Here is a 19238-nt window from a genome sequence, read left to right on the forward strand (position 1 = left end):
TCAGCCGCGGGGCCAGCTCGGCGGGTTCCCCGCTCACGAGTTGTCCCGCACGAACGCGCGCATGAGCGCGGCGCACTCGGCCGCGTGGGTCTCCAGCAGCAGGTGGCCGCCGTCGTAGATGTGCGCGTCCATCCGGTCCAGCGCGCGGTGGTACGCGAGCACCTCGTCCACGTCGAAGTACGCGTCGTGCCGGCCCCACAGCACGAGCGCCGGCGGCTGGTGGGCGCTGTGGTACGCGGCGATCTCGCCGAACCGGGCGACGTGGTTCGCGTAGTCGGTGAACAGCGCGAACTGCGCCTCGACGTTGCCGGGCCGGGTCATCCGCGCCCAGTCCAGGTGCCACGCCTCGGGCGCCTGCAACCGGCGTACGTGGTCGGGCAGCCCCGCAAGGTACTGGTCCCGGGTGCCGGCGAAGGTCAGCCAGTCCGGCAGCGCGGCGCGGGTGGCCTCGCCCGGGTCCGCCCAGTACGCCCGCGCGGTGTCCCACTGCGCGCCGAGCCCGTCGGCGTGCGCGTTGCCGCTCTGCACGACGAGGCCGCGGATCCGTTCCGGGGCGCGGGTGGCCAGGTGGTATCCGACCGGCGCGCCGAAGTCGTGCAGGTAGACGAAGAAGCGGTCCACGTCGAGCCGGCCGAGGAGGCGCTCGACCGTCCACGACAGGTTCTCGAACGTGTAGTCGTACTCGGCGACGGTGGGCGACGAGGACATCCCGAAGCCGGGCAGGTCGGGCGCGAGCACGTACGCGACCTCGGCGAGCGCGGGCATGACCTCGCGGAACGTGTGCGACGAGCTGGGAAATCCGTGCAGCAGCAGCACCGCCGGGTCGCCGGGGCGTCCGGCCTCGCGGAGGAACACCTCCAGGCCGTCGACGTCGGCGTGCCGGTGGCGGATCTTCTGACTGGCGCGCATCACCTCATCCTGGCGGCCCGGGCGTGCCCGTACGGCCGATTCCGGCAGTCGCGACGACCGACGGGGGATGGCCTGGGCGTACGCTCGAACGAGCCGACGGTGGGAGGTCGTCCGCGATGATCCCGGTGCTGATTCTGTTCGGGGTTCTCCTCGGGCGCTGGTGGCGGTCGTCGCTCGCCGCCGCCGCGTTGGGCTGGCCGGCCGTGCTGGTCGCGGCCGACGTGATGGCCGTCGGCGCCGGACTGCTCGGCGCGGCGGTGCTCGCGGTCGTCAACACCGGCGCCGGCGTGCTGCTCCATCAGGGAGTGCGCCGGGCCGTCCGGCGGCTACGGGCGTCCTGAGTCGGGCCGGTTCGCTACCCGGTGCCGCCGGTGTTGCGGATCATCTGCCGGAGCACCTTGAGCGTGGTGACGTAGTCGGCGTCGTCGACGCCGTCGTGGATCCGGGCGCGGATCGCCGGCGCGTGCTGCTTGAGGCGGTCCCGGGCGGCCTCCCCCGCCTCGGTGATCCGCAGCCGGCCGTCGGCGTCGCGGCTGAGCCAGCCGCGTTCGCGCAGCACCTCCGCCTCGGCGTCCAGGTCGTCCTCGGCCCGCAGATACGAGGCCATCGCCTGCCGCAGCTCGGGGACGGTCAGCCCGCCGCCGCCGGGCAGCAGGTCGTTCGGGGAAAGGTTGCGCAGGAGCCAGAACTGGGGCTGGGTGAAGCCGTGTTCGGCCTGCCGGGCGCGGGTGAAGGCGATCAGCGACTCGTACGCGACGCCCGTCCAGTAGGCGGCCGGCTGGCCCGCGAGTTCGGCGTCGGACAGGTGCGGCGTCGTCATGGTGGTCTACCTCCGGCAGTGGTCGGGTGAGCACGACGCTAGGACCTCAACCGCGCTTGAGGTCAAGCCTCGCGGGGCACCGCATGGCCGCCGACGCAGGCATGATGGGGAGCATGCGGGTAGCGATGGCGACCGACGCGGGGCATCCCGGCCGTACCAATGAGGATTTCGCCGGCGCCGTCCCCTGCGGCATGGTGCTGGTCGACGGCGCCGGTGGCATCTCCGGCGCGGACGAGGTCTGCCACCACGGCATCGCCTGGTACGCGACCCGGCTCGGCGGCGCGCTGCTCGGGGCGCTGTCCGAGGATCGGAGCCTGCGCGGCGTGCTGGCCGAGGGCATCGAGCGGGTCACCGACCAGCACCGCGACACCTGCGACGTCACCCACCCGATCAGCCCGTTCGCCGCGGTGGCGATGCTCCGGTTCTCCGGCGGGACCGTCGAGCACCTGGTCCTCGGCGACGCGGTCGCGGTGGTCGGCCGGGCGGTGGGCGAGCCCGTCGTCGCCCACGATCCGCGGGAGGTGGTGATCGCCCGGTCCTTCGAGGAGCGGCTGAGGGACGTGCCCGAGGGCGGCGACGAGTACCGGCGGCTGTTCATGGAGTTGCGGGCCCGGCGGAACAGCCCCGGCGGGTTCTGGGTCGCCAAGGACGACCCCCGGGTGGTGGACGAGGCCGTCACCGGCGAGTGCCCGGCCGACGACGTACGCACGGCGGCGCTGCTCAGCAACGGCGCGAGCCGCCTCGTCGACACGTTCGGCCTGACCGGCTGGCCGGGGCTGCTGCGCCTGCTGGAGGCCGACGGCCCTGCCGAGGTGGTCCGCCGGGTGCGCGAGGCGGAGGCACGCGAGGGCGTGGCCACCGACGACGCGACGGTCATCAGCCGCACCTGATTGTCGCCGTCACTGTGGACGGGAACGTCGAGAGGCGGCGCCCGGTGTCAGTCCGGCCGCCGAAGACGCTGCCATCCGCGCGACAGCAACGGCTGCCCGCGACGGAGGTCCTCCGCGCAGCGCTCCGCGGTGGTCCGTGCGAGATCCGCCTCGTCCGCTGTCATCCAGCCGTCGCGGCACGCCTCGTCGTATTCGTCCCAGTCCTCGATCTCGACCCGGCCGTCGCGCTCGTGGCGCACCGGGTCCAGTTCCAGATCGACGTACCGCCAGCCGGTGCCGACGACCTCGGGCGGGAGGCAGACGTCGATCTCGATCCGTTCGTCGGCGGGGTCGCCGACCCACCATGTCGCCCACGGACGGCCTGCCGAGAGCAACACCACGACCGGTACGGCCAGGACGCCGCACTCGTGCGGAGCGCCCCATGGTGAACCCACGGGCCCGTGCAGCCACGTCCCGTCGTCGTCCTGCCCGACCTGACGAAGGTCGAACCAGAACCCCCCACCAGGGCGTTTGATCTTCTGCAGACGCACGGTCTCTCCGCTCCCGCCCATGCCGTCACCCTAGGGGCACGCCGGGCAGCCCGGCTTCCCCCGCCACGGCAACCGGGGTGCGCGGGCGGGGCGCCCTCGTGTTGACTGCGACGATGGACCGTCAACGGCTGAGCAGCATCGCGCACTCGCACCACCCGATCGCGGCCCCGCTCTCCGGCGTCAACGTCAACCGGCTGCTGCGCCGGGCCGGTCGCCGGCCGGCGGCCCGGATCCTCGACCTGGGCTGCGGCGAGGCCGCCTGGGCGTTGCAGGCACTCGCGCACCACCCGGACGGGCACGCCGACGGCGTGGACCTCAACCCGCACGCGCTCGAACGCGCCACCGATGCCGCCGCCGTGCGCGGTCTCGCCGACCGGCTCACGCTGCACGAACGCGACGCCCGGTCGTACGTGCCGGACGGCGACTACGACCTGGTGCTCTGCGTCGGGTCGACGCACGCGTTCGACGGGTTCGGCGGGACGCTGGAACTGGCCGGCCGGCACGTGAACGCCGACGGCATCCTGATGGTGGGCGACGGCTTCTGGCAGGTGCCGCCGACGCCGGAGGCACTCGCGGCGCTGGGCGCGAAGCCCGAGGACCACACCGACCTCGCCGGTCTGGTCACGGCCGCGGAGCAGGCCGGCTGGACCCCGGTGTACGCGCACGTCAGCGACGCCGCCGAGTGGGACGACTACGAGTGGTCGTGGACCGGTTCGCTGACCGAGTGGGCGCTGGACAACCCGGGTCACCCGGATGCCGCCGGCGCGCTGGCCGCCGCCCGGGAGCACCGCGACCAGTGGCTGCGCGGATACCGCGGCGTGCTGGGGTTCGTGACGCTGGTGCTGCGCCGGATCTGACCGGCGCGCCACGCGGGTCCAGTCCGGGACAGGCGGGCGGGGCACTATCGTTCGGGCGTGCAGATCCGTTTCGCCGTACCGGCCGATCCTGCCTATCCGGCCCGTGTGGCCGCCGCGCTGGCCGCCGCCCGGCTGCGCCGGTTCGGCTACATCGGCGCGGCCCTCGCCGCGATCGGCGTGATCGGGTGGGTCACCTCGCAGGCGTCGGAGCGGGGTGAACGCTTCGCGTCGCTGTGGACCGCGCTCGTCGTGGCCGGCGTGCTGTCGATGCTGTACGCGCCGTGGGTGCGGTGGCGGGCCCGGCGCCGCTCCGGCGGCTACGCCGTCGAGGGCGGCTACGACATCGACGACCGCAACATCATGATGCGCAGCGGCTCGGAGTCCGGCGGCATCGCCTGGGACGGCGTCACGCGGGTCACCGAGACCACGGACTTCTGGATCGTGTACGTGGGACGGATGCCGGCCACTGTGATCCCCCGCTGGCTGATGTCCGCCGAGGAAGCCGGGACGCTGCGCGCCTTCCTGGCGGAGCGGCAACTGCTCGACGACCGTTGACGATGTATTGATTGACTGTATATGTTGCCTCGGTGAGTGAGATGCGCGAGGCGACCTTCCTGATCCTGACCGCGTTGGCCGACGAGCCGCGCCACGGCTACGGGATCATCCAGGACGTCGCCGGCCTGTCCGGCGGTCGCGTCAACCTGCTGCCGGGCACGCTCTACGCCGCCCTGGACCGCCTGGTCGTGCAGGGCCTCGTCGAACCCAGCCACGAAGAGGTGGTCGACGGCAGGCTGCGCCGCTACTACCGGCTGCGCGCCGACGGGCAGGCCGAGCTGGCACGCCAGACCGAGCGGCTGCGGCAGCTCGCGTCCGCCGCCGAGACCCGGCTGCGCGCCCTGCGGCCCCGCACCGCCTGACCCCCACCGTCACGGCCTCGTAGGGAGAAACCCGTGCACCGCTGGCTGCTGCTGGCCTACCCCCGTGACTACCGCCGCACGCGCGGGGCCGAGATCCTGGAGACGGTACGGGACGTCGGCCCGGCCCACCGGCGCAGCCGGATGGCGGCGAATCTCGTACGCCATGGTCTGCGCGCCCGGCTGGGACGACCGGCGAGCCGTACCGTCGTGGCCTGGGCGTCGGTCTTCGCGGTGGTCTGCGGTTTGTTCGCCGCGTCGTTCGGCACCTGGCTCGCCTGGCTCGGCTCCCGTCCGCTCGACCACCGGGACCTGGCCGCCGTGGTGGGACAGCTCTATCCGGACCGGCAGGCCGGCCACATCGACCAGGACGACCCGCCCGCCGTGTTCCTCATCTACGGGCACCCGCTCGGCGAGGATCTCCTGTCCGAGCTGCTGCTCGGCGACGGCGGCGAGTACGCACTGGCGGAGCTGACCGCGTCGTTCGACCAGACGCCGGCCGGTGGCCTCACCGACCTGCGGAAACGCCTGGACGCCGCCGGGTGGAAGCGCCACGAGCCCTTCTACGCCAACGCCTACGACTGCGTGCCCGACACCCCGCAATGCGACCCGGCGTCCATCCCCTCCGACATCACCGTGTACGCCGAACGCGGCGACCACATCCTCGCCGTGGAACTCACCGCCGACGGCTCGACGAACGTCACCCTCAGTCGCGCCACCCCCGGCACCGCCTACCCCGCCGGGCTGCTCGGCTTCGTGCTGGGCCTTGCCGGCGGCTGGGTGCTGTTCGGCTGGGCCAGCCGGCGCACCGAGGGACGGCGCCCGCTGGTGCAGGGGCCCGCGAAGATCCTGTACGGCGTCGCGATGGTGTTCTGGGCCGCGCCGATCCTGCTCGGCGCGCCGCTGATGCTGACGCACCACCTCGACGAGCCGCACCCGCGCTGGCACGTGCCGTGGGAGTGGCTCGGCCAGCCCGCCTTGTCACTGCCGTTCCTGGTCGGCACAGTCCTGCTGCTGCTCGTGCTGGGCCTGGCGGCGCTGCCGCACCGGCGCCCGGCGGCCCGTACGCTCGCCGGCGCGTCGGACCCGGGACCGGCGCTCTAGCGGCGCGCCGGGTCAGCTCGCCGGGCATCGCGTGCCGGGGGCGGGCACCGTCAGGTCGACGAGGTACCTGTCCACCACCGCCTCCGTGCAGGCGGTGCGCTGGTAGGTGCCGTGGCCCCAGCCCTCGTAGGTGACCAGACGTCCGTGCCGGCCCAACTGCCGGGCGACGTTCTCCGCCCAGGCGTAGCCGGTGCGCGGATCGTGCCGCGCGTTGAGCAGCAGCAGCGGCGTGCGGGTGTGCACGTTCAGCGCGCGCGGCGGGTTGCGGACCGGGGACGGCCAGCCCAGGCAGGTCTGCACGGCCAGCAGACCGGCGCCGTACCGGACGTCCGGGGCGACGGCCACGGCGTCCCGGACCAGGCCGGCGTAGTCGGTGTAGTCGCGCACCCGCGCCGGCCGGTCCGCGCAGAACGCCGCGACCGAGAGCGGGAGGTTCACCTCCGGTGGCGGCGTGCCGGCGTCCATGTCCCGCACGGTTGCGGCCAGTTGCGGCCAGCGCGGGCCGGCGAGCAGGCCGAGTGCCACGGCGGTGACGTCGAAGGCGGTACGGGGCGCGTACCCGCCACGGTCCGCGCGGGCCAGCACCCGCGCCCACACCGACCGCACGTCCCGTTCGTGGAGCACACAGTCCGCCGACCTGTCGCACCAGGACACGAACTCGTCGAACGAGTCCTGCAACGCGGCGGCCTGTGTCCGCACGAAGGACCGCACGTCGAGACTGTGGTCGAACACGCCTTCCAGCACGACGGCCCGCACGTGGCCGGGGTACCGCTCGGCGTACTGCTGGCCCAGCAGTGTGCCGTACGAGCTTCCGTGGAAGGACAGCCGCCGCTCCCCCAGCGCCCGCCGCAACGCGTCGAGGTCACGGACGGTGCTGAGCGTGTCGGCGTGGTCGAACACCGGGCTGGTCGGGCGGCACCTGCTCCACAGGGCCCTGTTGTAGGCCACCGCGGCGTCGAAGTCGGCCTGACCGGTCAGCGGGACGGGCGGCTTGCGCAGCACCGGATCCGGCGTGCAGACGGGCGCGGCGGTGCGGGCCACGGCGCGCGGGTCGAAGCTGACCAGGTCGAACCGGTCCAGCAGCTCGCCGCTGAACCGGTCGCCCTTGCGGATGCGCTCCACCCCCGAGTCGCCGGGGCCGCCCGGCCCGAAGACCAGCGTGCCCACCCGCCGCTCCGGCGCTCGCGCGAGCCGACGTGCCACGGCGAGTTCGAACGTCGGGCCGTTCGGCCGGGCCCAGTCCACCGGCACGCGGAGCCGGGCGCATCGCACGCGCTCGTCCGGCGGGACGTTCGGCAGGTCGTCGGCGCACTCGCCCCAGACGAGCCGCTGCGGCGGACCATCGGCGCGCGCCACGCCGGGCAGTCCCGCCAGGACGGTGAGCGCGGCCAGAGCGACGGCCACGGTACGTCGGAACACGGCACCTCCCGGTGTGTGGATACTCGTCGATTCTTCAGCGGCGTCCCACCCGAGTCCTATACGGAAACGCCCCGATACGCCCATCGGGCCTTCTCCCCGAGTCCGCCCTGAGGGCCACATGAAGGCGACGAGTTCGCGTCCGGGGCGGCCGGGCGCTCGGAGGGACATCGGGCCTGGTCCTAGCGGTCTAGCATCGGGCGATGACGTCGTCCCTGGACCGCCTGCCGAAGATCAGCGCACCGGCCACGAGAGCGCTGACCGCCGCCGGCTACACCACGCTGCGCCGGCTCGCCGGGGTGCCGCGCGCGGAGCTGGCCCGCCTGCACGGCATGGGGCCGAAGGCGCTGGACGTCATCGAGGCCGCCCTCGACGAGCACGACCTGCGGCTGAGCTGACGAGGTGATCGCGGTGCCGCTCGGCAGGCTCCACCACCTGATCGTCGACTGCCCGGATCCGATGACCGAGGCACGGTTCTGGAGCGCGGTCCTCGGCGACCCGATCACCTACGCGGACGACGACTTCGCCGTCGTGTCGACGAGTACGGCGGCGTCCGGGCTGGCGTTCCAGCGCGCCTCCGGGCTGACGCCGCCGACGTGGCCGGATCCGGCGGTGCCGCAGCAGATGCACCTGGACGTGATGGTCGACGACCAGGACGCGGCGGGCGCGGCGGTACTCGCGCTGGGCGCGCGGCGGTTGCCGGGCGACCACGTGTACGCCGACCCCGCGGGCCACCCGTTCTGCCTGATCCGGCGCCCCACCTGGGCGTCGCCGGTGGGCGGGCCGATGTGAATCCCGCTCTGACCGGCCACCGTTACGGCGTCTCCTCGTAGGAGATGAACTCCAGCAGGCTTCCGTCCGGGTCGCGGAAGTAGACGCTGGTCCCGGTGCCACCGGCACCCACCCGCCGGACCGGTCCCGTCTCCACCTCGACGCCGTGCCGCCGCAGGTGCGCCACCGCCTCCTCGATCGGCCCCGCCCAGACGAAGCAGACGTCGCTGTTGCCCGGGCGCACCGGGACGCGGGCGACGTTGCCGCCGAGGTCGAGACCCGGCCCGTGCACGCTCAACTGCTGGGGGCCGATCCGGAAGGCGACGCGGTCGCCGCCGACGCCGATCACCTCGGCGCCGACGACGTCGCGATAGAAGCCGGTGGCGGCCCGCCAGTCGGACACGGCGATGACGACATGGTCGAGTCCGGTAACGGGCGCCATGCGTCCCACCCTATCGGCGGGCCCCGCCGGGTTCAGGCGCTTGCGCGCCGCTACCGCAGGTGCCGGGCGAAGAACCGGTTCGCGGGCTCCCCCTCGAAGTGCGGTACGCCCGTGTGCCCGCCCATGTTGGCGTGCAGCGTCTTCTCCGCCGAGCCGAAGGCGTCGAACAGGTCCAGCGCCATCTGCCGGTCGTTGCCCTCGTCGTCCCATTGCAGCAGGACGTGCAGCGGGACGGTGACTCGCCGCGCTTCCTCGACGATGGTGCGCGGCACGAAGCTCCCGGCGAACAGGAGCGCGGCCACGATGCGCGGTTCGACCAACGCCAGCCGTACGCCGATCGAGATCACCCCGCCGGCGTACCCGACCGGGCCTCCGACCTCGGGCAGCGCGAGGAGGGCGTCGAGCGCGGCCCGCCACTCCGGGACCGCCTTGTCGACCAGCGGCAGGACGAGCCGGTCGACGACCTCGTCGGCTACCGGCTCACCGGCTGCCAGCGAGCGGCGCAGGTCGGCGCGGGCCTGCTCGGCGGCGGCGGACGCGGGCCGGTCGCCGCTACCGGGAAGCTCGATGGTGGCGGCCGCGAAGCCCTGCGCGACGCAGCCCTCCGCCCGGGCCACCAGGCGCGGATACATCCGGCGCAGGCCGCCCGGGTGACCGAGCAGGATCAGCGGGGCCGGCGCGGACGTGGATGTGGGCGTCCACAGGAGGCCGGGGATCTCGCCGAGGGTGAACGTGCGCTCGCGGACGCCGTCGGCGAGGCGCTGTTCGGAGGTGAATCGCATGGTCGTGCCTTTCGGGAGTGCGACGGCGCTCCCGGACGACCTATCGCCCGGCCGTGACCCCCGAGGGGAGCACCCATGTCGTTACTGCGGTCACGGGTACCACCTCCCTCGTCCTCCGGCACGGCCACCGGAAAGCTAACAGCGCTCGCGGGGGCCGCCAACCGGTTTTCGCGGTTCACCGTGGCGGCCGCGGCCTGCCGGTGCCGGGTGCTCCACGCCGGATCGTCAGCCGTGCTCGAAGCCGGCGAAGACGACCGCGAGCGTGCGGGTCTGCAGGTGCTCGTCCCATCCACCGTGCAGGGCGCCCTGGCACATGCCGGCGAGCAGCGCCATCACCTCGGGTAGCCGTACGGAGTCGGCGACGGCGCCGGCGGCCTGGGCCTGTTCCAGCAGCCTGCCCACCGCCTCCTCCAGGTGGCCCACCGCGTCCGGAAGCCGGATGTCCAAGCCGGATCCGGCGAGCAGGTCGACAGCGGTCTTCTTCGCGGCGGCCTGCGCCACCGTGTGCCTGAAGAACCCGAAGAGGTCGTGCCTTCCCGCCTCCTCGACGAGCTGCGCGAGCAGTCGCTTCATGAGCGCGACGAGCAGGTCCTCCTTGGTGGGGAAATGACGGAAGACCGTGCCGATGGCGACGCCGGCCCGGCGGGCCACCTCCTCGGTGGAGGCGCGTGTGCCGAACTCGGCGAAGACCGCCTCGGCGGCGTCCAGGATGCGTGCCCGGTTGCGCTGCGCGTCGGCGCGCAAGGGCGGACCCTCTACCAAAATGAGCCTCCACTCATTATCCTCGATGACAAGTCGAGTCATCACTCATTATCTCGGAGGTCGGCATGACACCACAGGAGATCTTCGACGGCATGTGCGCCCGGTGGCTGGCGAACCTTCCCACCTTCGAGGCGGATTCGCTCGCAGACGACGTGGTGATCGAGACGCCCTTCGCCGCACCCGGCCATCCGACGCGCACCGAGGGAAAACAAGCCGTTCTCCAGTTCACGCAAGCGGGCCGGGCGTCGTTCCCGGTGCGATTCGACGACTGCCGCGGCGTGGTCGTACACCAGACCGCCGATCCCGAGGTGATAGTGGTGGAGTACGAACTCGTCGGCACGCACACGACGACCGGGGTGACCGCCTCCGCGCCGTTCATCGGGGTGTTGCGCACCCGGCACGGCAAGCTGGCCCACTGGCGCGAATACCAGCACACCCTCGTCGTCGCTCAGGCCGCCGGCCAGGCTTGAACCCGCGTCACCACGGAGCGCCGCGCAGCACCCGGCTCAGTTGGTCGCCGTCGGCGACGGGGCGAACGGCCACGGCTGCGGGCCGAACAGCGCCGTACACGCGGTGAGGAGCCCGCGCTGCGCCTCGGCCATGCGCGCGTCGACCGGGCCGGTGTCCTCGTTGGGGTCGTTCCGGACGAACATGTCTCCGGATTCCTTCGTCACCACCGCCAGTCGCTCGCCGGCCTCCCGGACGCCCGGGTCGGCCGCCCTGCGGGCCCGCAGGGCGATCGGCGAGTTCGAGGTGAAGCGGACGTCCTGCTGCTCGATCACCCGGGCCACCATGTTGCACGCCCCGGTCGCGACCTTGTCCGCGGGCGCGGTCGAGCCGGCCTGCGGAGCGGCCGACGCCGCCGCGGCGGAGGACGACGACGGCGCGGCGGACGACGACGGCGCGGGCTCCGCCGGTGCACACGCGGAGACGAACAGCAGGGACAGTGCGGCGAGTTCACGTTTCACCGCACGAGGCTAACGATCATGGTGGGCGTGGCTGCCGTCCGGGTGCCACGCCCACCTCGTCATCGCGTCGACGTCGGACCCGTCACCGGCCGGCCGCGCGGAGCATCGCCTCCGTCTCGGGGTCGGGCATGATCTCCCGGACCTCCTGGGCGCAGCGGCACGAGACGGCGATCTTGGCGGCCCACTTCAGCGCCTCGTCGCGTGAGGACACGTCGAGGACCACGAACCCGCCGATGACCTCCTTGGTCTCCGGGAACGGCCCGTCGGTGACCACCCCGTCCGTACCCACGATGCTCGCCTGCTGGCGTTCGAGCCCGGTGCCGTACACGAACACGCCCGCGTTCACGGCCTCCTGGATGACCGCGTGCGCATCCTTGCCCACCTGGGGGATCTCCTCGGCGGGGATGTGGTCCATCGCGCCGTCGTTGAACGAGATCAGGTACCGCGGCATGCCATGACTCCCTTGTCCGGGCGGCCCGGTCCGGCCGCCTCTCACCCGTACTACGAACGAGCCGCCGCGGATCCGACAGGCGGCAGCCCGCGTCGGTGAACGCCTTCGTCATGTGCGCGTGGCCCGCTGCCCGTCACCGCACGCCCTCCTCCGGGATGGGCACGGCGGTGCCGGTCACCGCGATCCCGGCGCCTGGTCCGGCGGGGATGCCGACCGTGAGCAGGCTCGGACGGCCCATGTCCTCGCCCTGCCGCACGGTGACCGTCGCAGGCGGCTGCACCAGGCCCAGCTCGCGCAGGTAACCGCCGAACGCGGCGGCCGCCGCCCCGGTCGCGGCGTCCTCGACCACGCCGCCGGGCGGGAACGGGTTGCGCGCGTGGTACACCAGCGGAGACTCCCGGTGCACCAGGTCGATCGTCGTCCAGTCCCGCTCGGCCATCAGCGCGCTCAGCGCCGCCATGTCGTAGTCCAGGTCCGCCAGGCGCTGCCGGGTCGCGGCGGCCACGATCGGATGCCAGGCCCCGGCGTACGCGACACGCGGCGGCAGCGTCGCGTCGAGATCGTCCGGCGACCAGCGCAGCGCGGCGAGCAGCGCCGCCAGGTCGCCGGCGCGCAGAGGTACGGTGCGCGGCGCGACGCTGGTCAGCGTGGCGGTCGTGGTGCCGTCGGCCGGCACGCTCGTGGCAACCTCGACCAGACCGGCGCGCGTGTCCAGGTGCAGCACACCGGGGCCGTGCCGCTCCGCGTAGGCGACCGCCGACGCGATCGTCGCGTGGCCGCAGAACGGTACCTCCGCCTTCGGGCTGAAGTAGCGCACGGTGAACCGCCCACCCCCGCCCGAGGGCACGAGGAACGCCGTCTCGGAGTAACCGACCTGCGCCGCCACCTGCTGCATCTCCGCGTCGCCCGCCCCGGTGGCGTCCAGGACGACACCGGCCGGGTTGCCACCGGTGGGATCGGCGGTGAACGCCGCGTATCGGAGAACGTCCATGATCACGATCCTAGGTCAGCGGGCCCGTTCTCGGCTGTCCCGAAGCGGGCGACGAGGAAGTCGAGTCGCTCCTCCTGCCCGCCCACCGGGATGCGGCCACTGCGGGACAGCACCGTGATGCCGTGCAGCGCGCTCCAGATGACCTCCGCGGACAACTCCCGCCGCTCGTCTCCGGGGTCGAAGCAGCTGACGAACTCGTCGAAACAGGCTCGCAGCGGCGGCGGGGTCTCGGCGCTGGCGAACCGCAGCTCGGTGGGCAGGACGAACATGGCGTCGTACAGGGCCGGTCGCTCGGTCGCGAAGTCCAGGTAGGCGTGGCAGACGGCGCGTAGGGACTGCCCGGGATCGGGCGCGGCCTGCCGTGCGCGGCTCAGATGGCCGGCGAGTTCGGTGAACCCGTCCAGGGCGACGGCGGCGACGATGGCATCCTTGCCGTCGAAGTGGCTGTAGAGCACAGGCTGGCTGTACTCGACCCGCTCCGCCAGCCGCCTGGTGGTGACCGCCTCCCAGCCCTCGGTCTCGGCCAGTTCGCGCGCGGTGGCGACGATCAGTCGATGACGCTGCGCCCGTTCACGTTCGCGGCGCTCGCTGATTGCGGACATGACCGGATCCTAGCAGCGCTAGACATCCTGTCGACGGCAATCTATCGTCGCTCTCACTGCTAGCGCCGCTAGCAGACCGCCGCCGTCACCGAAGGGATGCCATCCATGCTCACCACAGTCGCCACGGTGCTCGCCGGACTGATCGGCGCAGGCTGCGTCCTCATGGGACTGCTCGCCTTCCGGGCGCCGCAGGCTGCCGCCGGCTTCGGCATTCCCGACACGCCGACCGAGGACCCCACCTTCCGGGCCTGGCTGACCGTCAAGGCCGTACGCGACATCGCCTCGGGCGTCTTCCTCCTCATCCTGGTGGCCGGCGCGACACCCCATCTGCTGGGCTGGTTCATGCTCGCCGCCACCGGCATACCCGTCGGAGACGCGCTGATCGTGCGCCGCAGCAACGGCCCCGCGACCGCCGTCTACGGCGTTCACGGCGCCACCGCCCTGGTGATGCTGGTGATCAGCGCCCTCCTGCTCGCCGCCTGACCGGCCACCACGGAACGGAGAATCCGATCATGCGCAGCTTCGAGATCACTTCCATCGGGACCGTCCGCAACGACCGGACGGACATCCAGCACAGCGACAACTGGGGCGCCGTCCGCAGCACGATCGTCGTCGACGAGCGCTTCGGCGAGGCGTGCCTCCAGGGCCTGGAGGAGTTCTCCCACGTGGAGGTCTTCTTCGTCTTCGACCGGTTCCCGGACGGCGGTGACTTCCGGGAGCCCCGCCCCTACCGGGGCCGGACCGACCTCCCGCCGATGGGCGTGTTCGCCGGTCGTGGCCCCCGCCGGCCGAACCGCATCGGCGTGACCTGCTGCCGGATCGAGTCCGTCGACGGCCGCGAGCTGACGGTGGTGGGCCTCGACGCGGTGTCGGGCACGCCCGTCATCGACCTGAAGCCGGTGCTGAAGGAGTTCGTCCCCGCTGACGTCCGGCAGCCGGAATGGGTCGGCGACATGATGTCCGAGTACTTCCAGCCGTAGCGTCGGCGCGCCGCGCGTGCATGCGCTCACCGCAGGAGCCTCTCCGTGAGGTCCATCAACCGCTCGGCGTCATGGGGGTCGAGGGTCGGGAAATCGAGCGGAAGTGGCTTCCCCCGGTCGACGGCGGTCACCGGCGTGGTCGGCGGCGCGTCCAGGAACCGGTGAATCGGCGCCACCGCGTCCGCGACGGACCGGGCTGCGACCGCCGCCGCCACCGCGAGCAGCCCCCGCACCACGAACGGGAGCGCGCTACGGTCACCGCTCCTGGTGAACCCGGGATGGTAGAGCACGTATCGGGCACGGCTACCGGACCGCCGGGCGAAGCCCACGCCGAGCAGGTCGTTGGCCCTACCGGCCTGCAACTGCGCGGCGACGGCCGACCAGCCCGCCGTCATCTGTGGATCGGCCCATCTCACCCCGCCTTTCGTGACCCCGACACCGGCGACGTTCACGATCACCGGCGCAGCCGCCCGGTCCAGCGCCGGACGCAGACCGAAACTGAGCAGGTAGCGACTGACGTAGTAGAGCGCGAACGTGCGCTCCAGTCCCTCCCCCGTCACGATGCGACGCGGCGCCACGGCATTGGCGAACAGCGCCAACGCGTCCACGACCTGGTGCTCGCCGAGGATGTGCTCGATGGCCTGCCGCGTCTCGGCCATGCTGGACAGATCGACGGGAAGGAAGGCGATCAGGCCGCCGGCCATCGCCTCGCCACGTTCACGGTTGCGGCCGAGCACCAGGACGCGGTCGCCACGTTCGGCCCGCCCCAGGGCGAACGCACGTCCCATCCCGTTCGTACCGCCACTGACCACCACGACGCCCACGTCGCCCCCCTTATCGTTTGCTCATCGACCTGCCTCATCCTGGGCAGCGGGTCGGCGGAGGCGAAAGAAGGCACTTTCATGTCCACAGGTGACACCGGTGTGAGTGCCTCGCTGCACGATCATCGGCTACCGATGCCGGTTCCGGTCGGCGAGTACGATCGCTGTCCGGTCACCGACGTGCTGCGGCGGGTGAGCGACAAGTGGACGCTGTTACTGATCACCCTGCTCGGCCGACATCCGCACCGGTTCAACGAGTTGCACCGGGCCGTGGAGGGCCTCAGCCCGCGCATGCTCACCCGGACATTGCGTGTGCTGGAGAGCGACGGCCTGGTCGAACGTGAGGTGTTTCCGACGTTGCCGCCGAGCGTGGAGTACCGGCTGACGCCACTCGGTGCCAGCCTTCTGGAGCCGCTTTCCGCGCTGGCCGAATGGGCGGTCGCTCACCACGCCGAGATCGTCGCGGTACGTCAGCGGACCGCTTGAGACGCCCCGCGCTCGTCCGGACGCACGGGGGCACCCGCGACACCGGCCCGGCGTCTGTCCGCCGGGCGGCGGGCGTCGATCTGGAATGCTTCGCCCATGCCTTCCTTCCCGCCCACCTTCTCCGCCGAGGTCGTCGCGCAGCCGGCGCAGCCCCAGTTCGAAGCGTTTCTCGATGAACACCGCGACGCGCTCGACCGCTGCCTGGACGGGCTGACCGAGGAGCAGGCACGCCAGTCACTGGTGGCCTCCCGGACCACGCTGCTGGGTCTGGTGAAGCACGCGACCTTCGTCGAGAAGGTCTGGTTCGACGAGGCCGTCACGGGCCGGTCGCGTGCCGAGATCGGCATCCCCGAGCGGTCGGAGGACTCGTTCCTCCTCGACGACGGCGACACGATCGCCGGCGTCCGGCGGGCCTACCGCGACGCCCGCGACGCGTCACGCCGGGCGACCTCCACGCGAGGTCTGGACGACATCCTCACCGGGCACCGACGGGGCCCGCTTCCGCTGCGCTGGGTGTATCTCCACGTCCTGCGCGAACTCGCCCAGCACTGCGGGCACGCGGACATCCTGCGGGAGCAGATCCTCGACGGATAGCGAGCGGCCGGCGTGGCCCGTCGTCGAGACGGCCGACGTCACGCGCCGGCGCCCTCCTCGGGGTCACCGATCAGCGAATCGGGGGCACGCATCCGCCACGCGTCGGTGACCAGTTCCGTCAGGCGCTCGACGCCGACGTGCGCCAGCCGCAGCATGACCAGGGGTGACCCGTCGTACGCGGGCGTGGTGAAGAACAGGTCGGGCTCGCCGAGGAGCAACGCCTGCTTCTCCGCCTCGTCGCCCACGTACAGCACGGCGATGTCGGTGCGGATGCGCCGCGGCCTGCCGGGCGTGCGCTCGGGATACGACCAGACGAACCCCTTGCCGGCGACCCGGAAGTCGAAGCCGTCACTGTCGATCTCGACCACGTGCGGCAGCGACAGCGCCACCCGGCGGACGTCGTCCGCGTCAGCCATGGCGGTCATCCCGGTACACCGCCTTCCGCACCGGCACAGCCTAGCTGCCGCCTGGTGGGTGGTGGTGACGGTGCCCGACTCGCGCCTGCACGGGGTGCGGCCCGTCCCCGGTGAAGCGGGTGGGGACGGGCCGCGGCCGTGTGCCAGGAAGGGAGCCGGTCAGATGGTGAATCCGCCGTCGACGTTCACCGTCGCGCCCGTGACGTAACGCCCGCCCGGGCCGGCCAGGAACGCCACCGCCGCGGCCACGTCGGCCGGCTGCGCGTAGTGGCCGAGGGCGGTGAACCCGTTGATCGCGTCCGCGTTCGGCCCGTCGGCCGGGTTCAGCTCGGTGTCCGTGGCACCGGGGTTCACCAGGTTCACCGTGATCGCCCGACCGCCGAGTTCGCGCCCGAGCGCCTTGGTCAGACCGATCAGGGCGGTCTTGCTCATCGCGTAGAGCGAGAAGCCCGGGAAGACCGCCCGCTCGGCCGTGTTGCTGCCGATGTTGACGATCCGTCCGCCCGCGGACATGTGGCGCACCGCTGCCTGCGAGGCGACGAACGGCGCCCGGACGTTCACCGCGACTGTCTGCTCGAACTCGTCGAGACTCAACTGCTCCAGCGGCCCGAGCAGGAACGCGCCCGCGTTGTTGACCAGGATGTCCAACCGGCCCAGCTCACCGGCTGCCCGGTCCACCGCCGCGACCACCGCTGCCGAATCGGCGCTGTCGGCCCGCACGGCGATCGCGCGCCGTCCCACAGCCTCGATCTGCTCCACCACGTCGTCGGCGCGACGCTGATTCTGCTGGAACGTCAGCGCCACATCGGCGCCGTCCTCGGCCAGGCGCAGGGCCACCGCCGCGCCGATGCCACGGCCACCACCGGTGACCAGAGCTACCTTGCCGTCAAGTGCGTTGTTCATGGTGGAAAGCCTGGTCAAAGATGGACCGGTTGTCCGGCGGGGATCGGACGCCGCGTTCGTGACACCGCAGGGAAGTCGCGAGCGGCCGAACCAGCGGACCGCTTGATCACCGCTCACTCACTCCGGCGTGCGCGGGGTGAGTCACCCGGAGGGTCTCGCAGCCGCGCGATCGCACCCCCGTACAGCCGGACGCGGTGGTCGACGTCGCGGTCCGGCTCGCCGTACCCGAAAGCCGCCCCCGTGCCGTGACACACGTGCACCAGCCATTCCTCGTAGTACCAGCTCGGGTTGCACGCGCATCCGGTGAACCGGAAGTTGGCCCGGTAGCGGCCGACCTGCCCCGGTGCGAGCGTGAACAGCCGCGCCGAGGCCGGCGCACGCGGATACGCCGCGGACCCGGGTAGCCGGTCCACGACGACCGACACCCGATCGTGCCCGAGCCACAGTCCGACCTCGCGGGCCAGCGCGACGCCTCCGGCGCGTACCCCGTCTCGGTGTTCGTAGCCGGCCTCCTGGTCGGCGAGCACGTCGTGGACGACCACCTCGGCGTCCGGCAGCGACCGGGGCGGCGGCATCGCCCGGACGAGGCCGCGGCGGGCGTTCGCCGCGGGCGCACCGCGGGCAGCGGCGGTCCACCGGACGCGGACCCGCTGAATGAGGATCACCGACCAGGTGTACCCGGAGCGCGCGGCGGCCGCCAGCCGATAAGGGCTCCCGAGCCGGCCGCGCAGCGGGGCACCGTTCGCTCCGGCCGCCGCCACGATTCGGTACGCACCGGCCACGACCCGCCCGAGCAGCACGAGCTGCACATCTTCGCGGTGACCGGGGAGACGCGACGGCGCACCGTACCGGCCGGTCCCGGTGGCCGCGATCGGGAGCAGAAACCGGCGCAGGGTCCGAAGGTCGGCTTGCCGCCGTGGCCCGGGCCTCGGTCGTCGAACCTCAGCCCGGGCACCTCGCCTGGGCTCAGTTCATCGCGATGTAGAGCCGCTGACCGGCGGGCCGGTAGCCGACGCGCTCGTAGACCCGCCACGAATCCTCGCCGCCGGCCTCCAGCCAGGCGACCTCCGTGCCGGCGCTGAACAGCCGCCGGGTGACGTCGGCGGTGATCGCAGACGCCAGTCCCCGGCGGCGGTAGGGCACGCGAACGGCGATGCCGGCCACCTCGCTGACCGCGCCGACAGGCGCAGCCGCACCGCCGCCGCCCGCGCAGCCACCGTCCTCGGTGACGGCCATGACGACCACGCCGCCGGCGTCCTGCTGGCGCTGCAGGCGAGCCACGTCGGCCTCGGAGGCGACCGGATCGCCGCCGAACGCCTCGTTCTGCACGCTGATCAGCACGGCTCGCTGGGAATCACCACGCGGTTCGCACAGCCTCAGGTGGTGCGGCACGGGTGGGGACGCCAGCGTGCCCGGTACGCAGACCAGGTAGGTGTGCCGGGCTTCCACAGTGAAGCCTGCCGCCTTCAGCAGCGCCTCCAGGCCGGGGGTGCAACTGGTGACGTACTCCAGGCGGGGCTTGCGGTCGGCGGCGTGGAACGCCGCGACCAGGGCGGCGACGTCGGCCGCGGTGACGGCGGCGCCGGGACGCGGCGTGGCGTAGTTGACGTATGGGCTGGTCGTCGTCGGGTCCAGCCCGATCACGAACGGCCCCACCTCGACGGGCGCGGGCCGGCGCGACAGGTTGGCGACGACGGACTGTTGGATGCGGGCATCCATGTTCAACGGGAAACCTCGATGCATGAGAGAAGCTGCGACGGGCGGAGGAAAACGTCGGGCCGCCCCGCCGTGTCGCAGGCACGCGACGGTCATCCGTCGCGTGGTCGACA

The 19238-nt window shown here is 72.5% G+C and carries 29 protein-coding genes; 13 read left to right on the forward strand and 16 right to left on the reverse strand.

Annotation, left to right across the window (positions count from 1 at the left end; translation table 11 throughout):
* Window positions 1–33: 33 nt before the first annotated feature.
* Window positions 34–909 carry an alpha/beta fold hydrolase gene (locus GA0070562_RS27280; protein WP_091427259.1) on the reverse strand — a complete coding sequence of 292 codons (876 nt, stop codon included), beginning with the start codon at window positions 907–909 and terminating at the stop codon, window positions 34–36.
* 116 nt (window positions 910–1025) lie between these two features.
* Here GA0070562_RS27280 and GA0070562_RS27285 point away from each other — a divergent pair, with 116 nt between their 5' ends.
* On the forward strand, window positions 1026–1250 hold the full coding sequence (locus tag GA0070562_RS27285; RefSeq protein WP_091427261.1) for a hypothetical protein: 225 nt from the start codon (window positions 1026–1028) through the stop codon (window positions 1248–1250).
* Between the two features lie 14 nt (window positions 1251–1264).
* Here the strand turns inward: GA0070562_RS27285 and GA0070562_RS27290 are convergent, their stop codons facing one another.
* Entirely contained in the window at window positions 1265–1729 is a 465-nt protein-coding gene (locus tag GA0070562_RS27290; RefSeq protein ID WP_091427263.1) for a MarR family winged helix-turn-helix transcriptional regulator, read from the reverse strand.
* 113 nt (window positions 1730–1842) lie between these two features.
* Between GA0070562_RS27290 and GA0070562_RS27295 the strand changes: the two genes are divergently transcribed.
* A complete protein-coding gene (locus tag GA0070562_RS27295; protein ID WP_244253854.1) occupies window positions 1843–2619 on the forward strand; it encodes a hypothetical protein in 777 nt (258 codons plus the stop codon).
* Window positions 2620–2666: 47 nt separating this feature from the next.
* On the opposite strand, the gene GA0070562_RS27300 is transcribed toward GA0070562_RS27295, so the two are convergent.
* A complete protein-coding gene (locus tag GA0070562_RS27300; protein WP_091427265.1) occupies window positions 2667–3170 on the reverse strand; it encodes a ribonuclease FAU-1 family protein in 504 nt (167 codons plus the stop codon).
* 92 nt (window positions 3171–3262) lie between these two features.
* Here GA0070562_RS27300 and GA0070562_RS27305 point away from each other — a divergent pair, with 92 nt between their 5' ends.
* From GA0070562_RS27305 to GA0070562_RS27320, 4 genes are read left to right on the forward strand one after another with little or no spacing between them, the layout of a single operon-like run.
* A complete protein-coding gene (locus tag GA0070562_RS27305; protein ID WP_091427267.1) occupies window positions 3263–4006 on the forward strand; it encodes an SAM-dependent methyltransferase in 744 nt (247 codons plus the stop codon).
* Window positions 4007–4063: 57 nt separating this feature from the next.
* Window positions 4064–4561, forward strand: coding sequence for a YcxB family protein (locus GA0070562_RS27310; protein WP_091427268.1), 498 nt, complete (start codon window positions 4064–4066; stop codon window positions 4559–4561).
* Between the two features lie 41 nt (window positions 4562–4602).
* The gene (locus GA0070562_RS27315; protein WP_091427270.1) at window positions 4603–4923 is read left to right on the forward strand and encodes a PadR family transcriptional regulator; all 321 of its coding nucleotides are present in this window, start codon (window positions 4603–4605) and stop codon (window positions 4921–4923) included.
* A 33-nt stretch (window positions 4924–4956) separates the two neighbouring features.
* Window positions 4957–6024 (forward strand): hypothetical protein, encoded by a 1068-nt coding sequence (locus tag GA0070562_RS27320; protein WP_091427272.1) that lies wholly within the window; start codon window positions 4957–4959, stop codon window positions 6022–6024.
* 12 nt (window positions 6025–6036) lie between these two features.
* On the opposite strand, the gene GA0070562_RS27325 is transcribed toward GA0070562_RS27320, so the two are convergent.
* A complete protein-coding gene (locus tag GA0070562_RS27325; protein ID WP_091427273.1) occupies window positions 6037–7443 on the reverse strand; it encodes an alpha/beta hydrolase in 1407 nt (468 codons plus the stop codon).
* Window positions 7444–7643: 200 nt separating this feature from the next.
* Here GA0070562_RS27325 and GA0070562_RS27330 point away from each other — a divergent pair, with 200 nt between their 5' ends.
* Complete coding sequence (locus GA0070562_RS27330) at window positions 7644–7838, forward strand: helix-hairpin-helix domain-containing protein (RefSeq protein WP_091427275.1); 195 nt, start codon at window positions 7644–7646, stop codon at window positions 7836–7838.
* A 4-nt stretch (window positions 7839–7842) separates the two neighbouring features.
* On the forward strand, window positions 7843–8232 hold the full coding sequence (locus GA0070562_RS27335) for a VOC family protein (protein ID WP_091427276.1): 390 nt from the start codon (window positions 7843–7845) through the stop codon (window positions 8230–8232).
* Window positions 8233–8254: 22 nt separating this feature from the next.
* On the opposite strand, the gene GA0070562_RS27340 is transcribed toward GA0070562_RS27335, so the two are convergent.
* The 3 genes from GA0070562_RS27340 to GA0070562_RS27350 form a co-directional block, all read right to left on the reverse strand.
* Complete coding sequence (locus GA0070562_RS27340; protein WP_091427278.1) at window positions 8255–8653, reverse strand: VOC family protein; 399 nt, start codon at window positions 8651–8653, stop codon at window positions 8255–8257.
* Between the two features lie 50 nt (window positions 8654–8703).
* Window positions 8704–9435 carry an alpha/beta hydrolase gene (locus tag GA0070562_RS27345; protein WP_091427279.1) on the reverse strand — a complete coding sequence of 244 codons (732 nt, stop codon included), beginning with the start codon at window positions 9433–9435 and terminating at the stop codon, window positions 8704–8706.
* Window positions 9436–9660: 225 nt separating this feature from the next.
* Entirely contained in the window at window positions 9661–10179 is a 519-nt protein-coding gene (locus GA0070562_RS27350) for a TetR/AcrR family transcriptional regulator (RefSeq protein WP_244253853.1), read from the reverse strand.
* An 83-nt stretch (window positions 10180–10262) separates the two neighbouring features.
* Between GA0070562_RS27350 and GA0070562_RS27355 the strand changes: the two genes are divergently transcribed.
* Entirely contained in the window at window positions 10263–10667 is a 405-nt protein-coding gene (locus GA0070562_RS27355) for a nuclear transport factor 2 family protein (protein ID WP_091427281.1), read from the forward strand.
* 36 nt (window positions 10668–10703) lie between these two features.
* On the opposite strand, the gene GA0070562_RS30405 is transcribed toward GA0070562_RS27355, so the two are convergent.
* The 4 genes from GA0070562_RS30405 to GA0070562_RS27375 form a co-directional block, all read right to left on the reverse strand.
* Window positions 10704–11165, reverse strand: coding sequence for a hypothetical protein (locus GA0070562_RS30405; RefSeq protein ID WP_091427283.1), 462 nt, complete (start codon window positions 11163–11165; stop codon window positions 10704–10706).
* Between the two features lie 82 nt (window positions 11166–11247).
* Window positions 11248–11616 carry a YciI family protein gene (locus GA0070562_RS27365; protein ID WP_091427285.1) on the reverse strand — a complete coding sequence of 123 codons (369 nt, stop codon included), beginning with the start codon at window positions 11614–11616 and terminating at the stop codon, window positions 11248–11250.
* 133 nt (window positions 11617–11749) lie between these two features.
* Window positions 11750–12607 carry a PhzF family phenazine biosynthesis protein gene (locus GA0070562_RS27370; RefSeq protein WP_091427287.1) on the reverse strand — a complete coding sequence of 286 codons (858 nt, stop codon included), beginning with the start codon at window positions 12605–12607 and terminating at the stop codon, window positions 11750–11752.
* Between the two features lie 2 nt (window positions 12608–12609).
* A complete protein-coding gene (locus tag GA0070562_RS27375) occupies window positions 12610–13209 on the reverse strand; it encodes a TetR/AcrR family transcriptional regulator (protein ID WP_091427289.1) in 600 nt (199 codons plus the stop codon).
* Between the two features lie 105 nt (window positions 13210–13314).
* Here GA0070562_RS27375 and GA0070562_RS27380 point away from each other — a divergent pair, with 105 nt between their 5' ends.
* Together GA0070562_RS27380 and GA0070562_RS27385 are read left to right on the forward strand one after the other, a co-directional pair.
* Window positions 13315–13692: a DUF4267 domain-containing protein gene (locus tag GA0070562_RS27380; RefSeq protein ID WP_091427290.1), complete on the forward strand. Its 378-nt coding sequence runs from the start codon at window positions 13315–13317 to the stop codon at window positions 13690–13692.
* 29 nt (window positions 13693–13721) lie between these two features.
* Entirely contained in the window at window positions 13722–14189 is a 468-nt protein-coding gene (locus GA0070562_RS27385) for an SAM-dependent methyltransferase (protein WP_091427292.1), read from the forward strand.
* Window positions 14190–14215: 26 nt separating this feature from the next.
* On the opposite strand, the gene GA0070562_RS27390 is transcribed toward GA0070562_RS27385, so the two are convergent.
* Window positions 14216–15013, reverse strand: a complete 798-nt coding sequence (locus GA0070562_RS27390) for an SDR family NAD(P)-dependent oxidoreductase (protein ID WP_225853101.1) — start codon at window positions 15011–15013, stop codon at window positions 14216–14218.
* Window positions 15014–15091: 78 nt separating this feature from the next.
* On the opposite strand from GA0070562_RS27390, the gene GA0070562_RS27395 reads away from it, so the two are divergent.
* Together GA0070562_RS27395 and GA0070562_RS27400 are read left to right on the forward strand one after the other, a co-directional pair.
* Window positions 15092–15496 carry a winged helix-turn-helix transcriptional regulator gene (locus GA0070562_RS27395; protein ID WP_091427294.1) on the forward strand — a complete coding sequence of 135 codons (405 nt, stop codon included), beginning with the start codon at window positions 15092–15094 and terminating at the stop codon, window positions 15494–15496.
* Between the two features lie 96 nt (window positions 15497–15592).
* Complete coding sequence (locus tag GA0070562_RS27400; RefSeq protein WP_091427295.1) at window positions 15593–16090, forward strand: DinB family protein; 498 nt, start codon at window positions 15593–15595, stop codon at window positions 16088–16090.
* A 38-nt stretch (window positions 16091–16128) separates the two neighbouring features.
* Here GA0070562_RS27400 and GA0070562_RS27405 read toward each other — a convergent pair whose 3' ends face one another.
* From GA0070562_RS27405 to GA0070562_RS27420, 4 genes are all read right to left on the reverse strand, one after another.
* Window positions 16129–16506: an MmcQ/YjbR family DNA-binding protein gene (locus tag GA0070562_RS27405; protein WP_175438892.1), complete on the reverse strand. Its 378-nt coding sequence runs from the start codon at window positions 16504–16506 to the stop codon at window positions 16129–16131.
* 159 nt (window positions 16507–16665) lie between these two features.
* On the reverse strand, window positions 16666–17409 hold the full coding sequence (locus GA0070562_RS27410) for an SDR family NAD(P)-dependent oxidoreductase (protein ID WP_091427299.1): 744 nt from the start codon (window positions 17407–17409) through the stop codon (window positions 16666–16668).
* Between the two features lie 113 nt (window positions 17410–17522).
* The gene (locus GA0070562_RS27415) at window positions 17523–18209 is read right to left on the reverse strand and encodes a hypothetical protein (RefSeq protein ID WP_225853100.1); all 687 of its coding nucleotides are present in this window, start codon (window positions 18207–18209) and stop codon (window positions 17523–17525) included.
* A gap of 166 nt (window positions 18210–18375) precedes the next feature.
* Entirely contained in the window at window positions 18376–19128 is a 753-nt protein-coding gene (locus tag GA0070562_RS27420) for a GNAT family N-acetyltransferase (protein ID WP_091427301.1), read from the reverse strand.
* Between the last annotated feature and the right edge of the window lie 110 nt (window positions 19129–19238).

This window comes from Micromonospora tulbaghiae, from assembly GCF_900091605.1.
Lineage (GTDB): Bacteria > Actinomycetota > Actinomycetes > Mycobacteriales > Micromonosporaceae > Micromonospora > Micromonospora tulbaghiae.

Bases quoted from the DNA above. Each gene is read 5' to 3' on its own strand.
- GA0070562_RS27280 (WP_091427259.1), bottom strand. From the start codon at position 909: ATGCGCGCCAGTCAGAAGATCCGCCACCGGCACGCCGACGTCGACGGC.
- GA0070562_RS27305 (WP_091427267.1), top strand. From the start codon at position 3,263: ATGGACCGTCAACGGCTGAGCAGCATCGCGCACTCGCACCACCCGATC.
- GA0070562_RS27375 (WP_091427289.1), bottom strand. From the start codon at position 13,209: ATGTCCGCAATCAGCGAGCGCCGCGAACGTGAACGGGCGCAGCGTCAT.
- GA0070562_RS27400 (WP_091427295.1), top strand. From the start codon at position 15,593: ATGCCTTCCTTCCCGCCCACCTTCTCCGCCGAGGTCGTCGCGCAGCCG.
- GA0070562_RS27365 (WP_091427285.1), bottom strand. From the start codon at position 11,616: ATGCCGCGGTACCTGATCTCGTTCAACGACGGCGCGATGGACCACATC.
- GA0070562_RS27370 (WP_091427287.1), bottom strand. From the start codon at position 12,607: ATGGACGTTCTCCGATACGCGGCGTTCACCGCCGATCCCACCGGTGGC.
- GA0070562_RS27315 (WP_091427270.1), top strand. From the start codon at position 4,603: ATGCGCGAGGCGACCTTCCTGATCCTGACCGCGTTGGCCGACGAGCCG.
- GA0070562_RS27380 (WP_091427290.1), top strand. From the start codon at position 13,315: ATGCTCACCACAGTCGCCACGGTGCTCGCCGGACTGATCGGCGCAGGC.
- GA0070562_RS27395 (WP_091427294.1), top strand. From the start codon at position 15,092: ATGTCCACAGGTGACACCGGTGTGAGTGCCTCGCTGCACGATCATCGG.
- GA0070562_RS27330 (WP_091427275.1), top strand. From the start codon at position 7,644: ATGACGTCGTCCCTGGACCGCCTGCCGAAGATCAGCGCACCGGCCACG.
- GA0070562_RS27290 (WP_091427263.1), bottom strand. From the start codon at position 1,729: ATGACGACGCCGCACCTGTCCGACGCCGAACTCGCGGGCCAGCCGGCC.
- GA0070562_RS27300 (WP_091427265.1), bottom strand. From the start codon at position 3,170: ATGGGCGGGAGCGGAGAGACCGTGCGTCTGCAGAAGATCAAACGCCCT.
- GA0070562_RS27345 (WP_091427279.1), bottom strand. From the start codon at position 9,435: ATGCGATTCACCTCCGAACAGCGCCTCGCCGACGGCGTCCGCGAGCGC.
- GA0070562_RS27285 (WP_091427261.1), top strand. From the start codon at position 1,026: ATGATCCCGGTGCTGATTCTGTTCGGGGTTCTCCTCGGGCGCTGGTGG.
- GA0070562_RS27420 (WP_091427301.1), bottom strand. From the start codon at position 19,128: ATGGATGCCCGCATCCAACAGTCCGTCGTCGCCAACCTGTCGCGCCGG.
- GA0070562_RS27410 (WP_091427299.1), bottom strand. From the start codon at position 17,409: ATGAACAACGCACTTGACGGCAAGGTAGCTCTGGTCACCGGTGGTGGC.
- GA0070562_RS27295 (WP_244253854.1), top strand. From the start codon at position 1,843: ATGCGGGTAGCGATGGCGACCGACGCGGGGCATCCCGGCCGTACCAAT.
- GA0070562_RS27355 (WP_091427281.1), top strand. From the start codon at position 10,263: ATGACACCACAGGAGATCTTCGACGGCATGTGCGCCCGGTGGCTGGCG.
- GA0070562_RS27340 (WP_091427278.1), bottom strand. From the start codon at position 8,653: ATGGCGCCCGTTACCGGACTCGACCATGTCGTCATCGCCGTGTCCGAC.
- GA0070562_RS27385 (WP_091427292.1), top strand. From the start codon at position 13,722: ATGCGCAGCTTCGAGATCACTTCCATCGGGACCGTCCGCAACGACCGG.
- GA0070562_RS27405 (WP_175438892.1), bottom strand. From the start codon at position 16,506: ATGGCTGACGCGGACGACGTCCGCCGGGTGGCGCTGTCGCTGCCGCAC.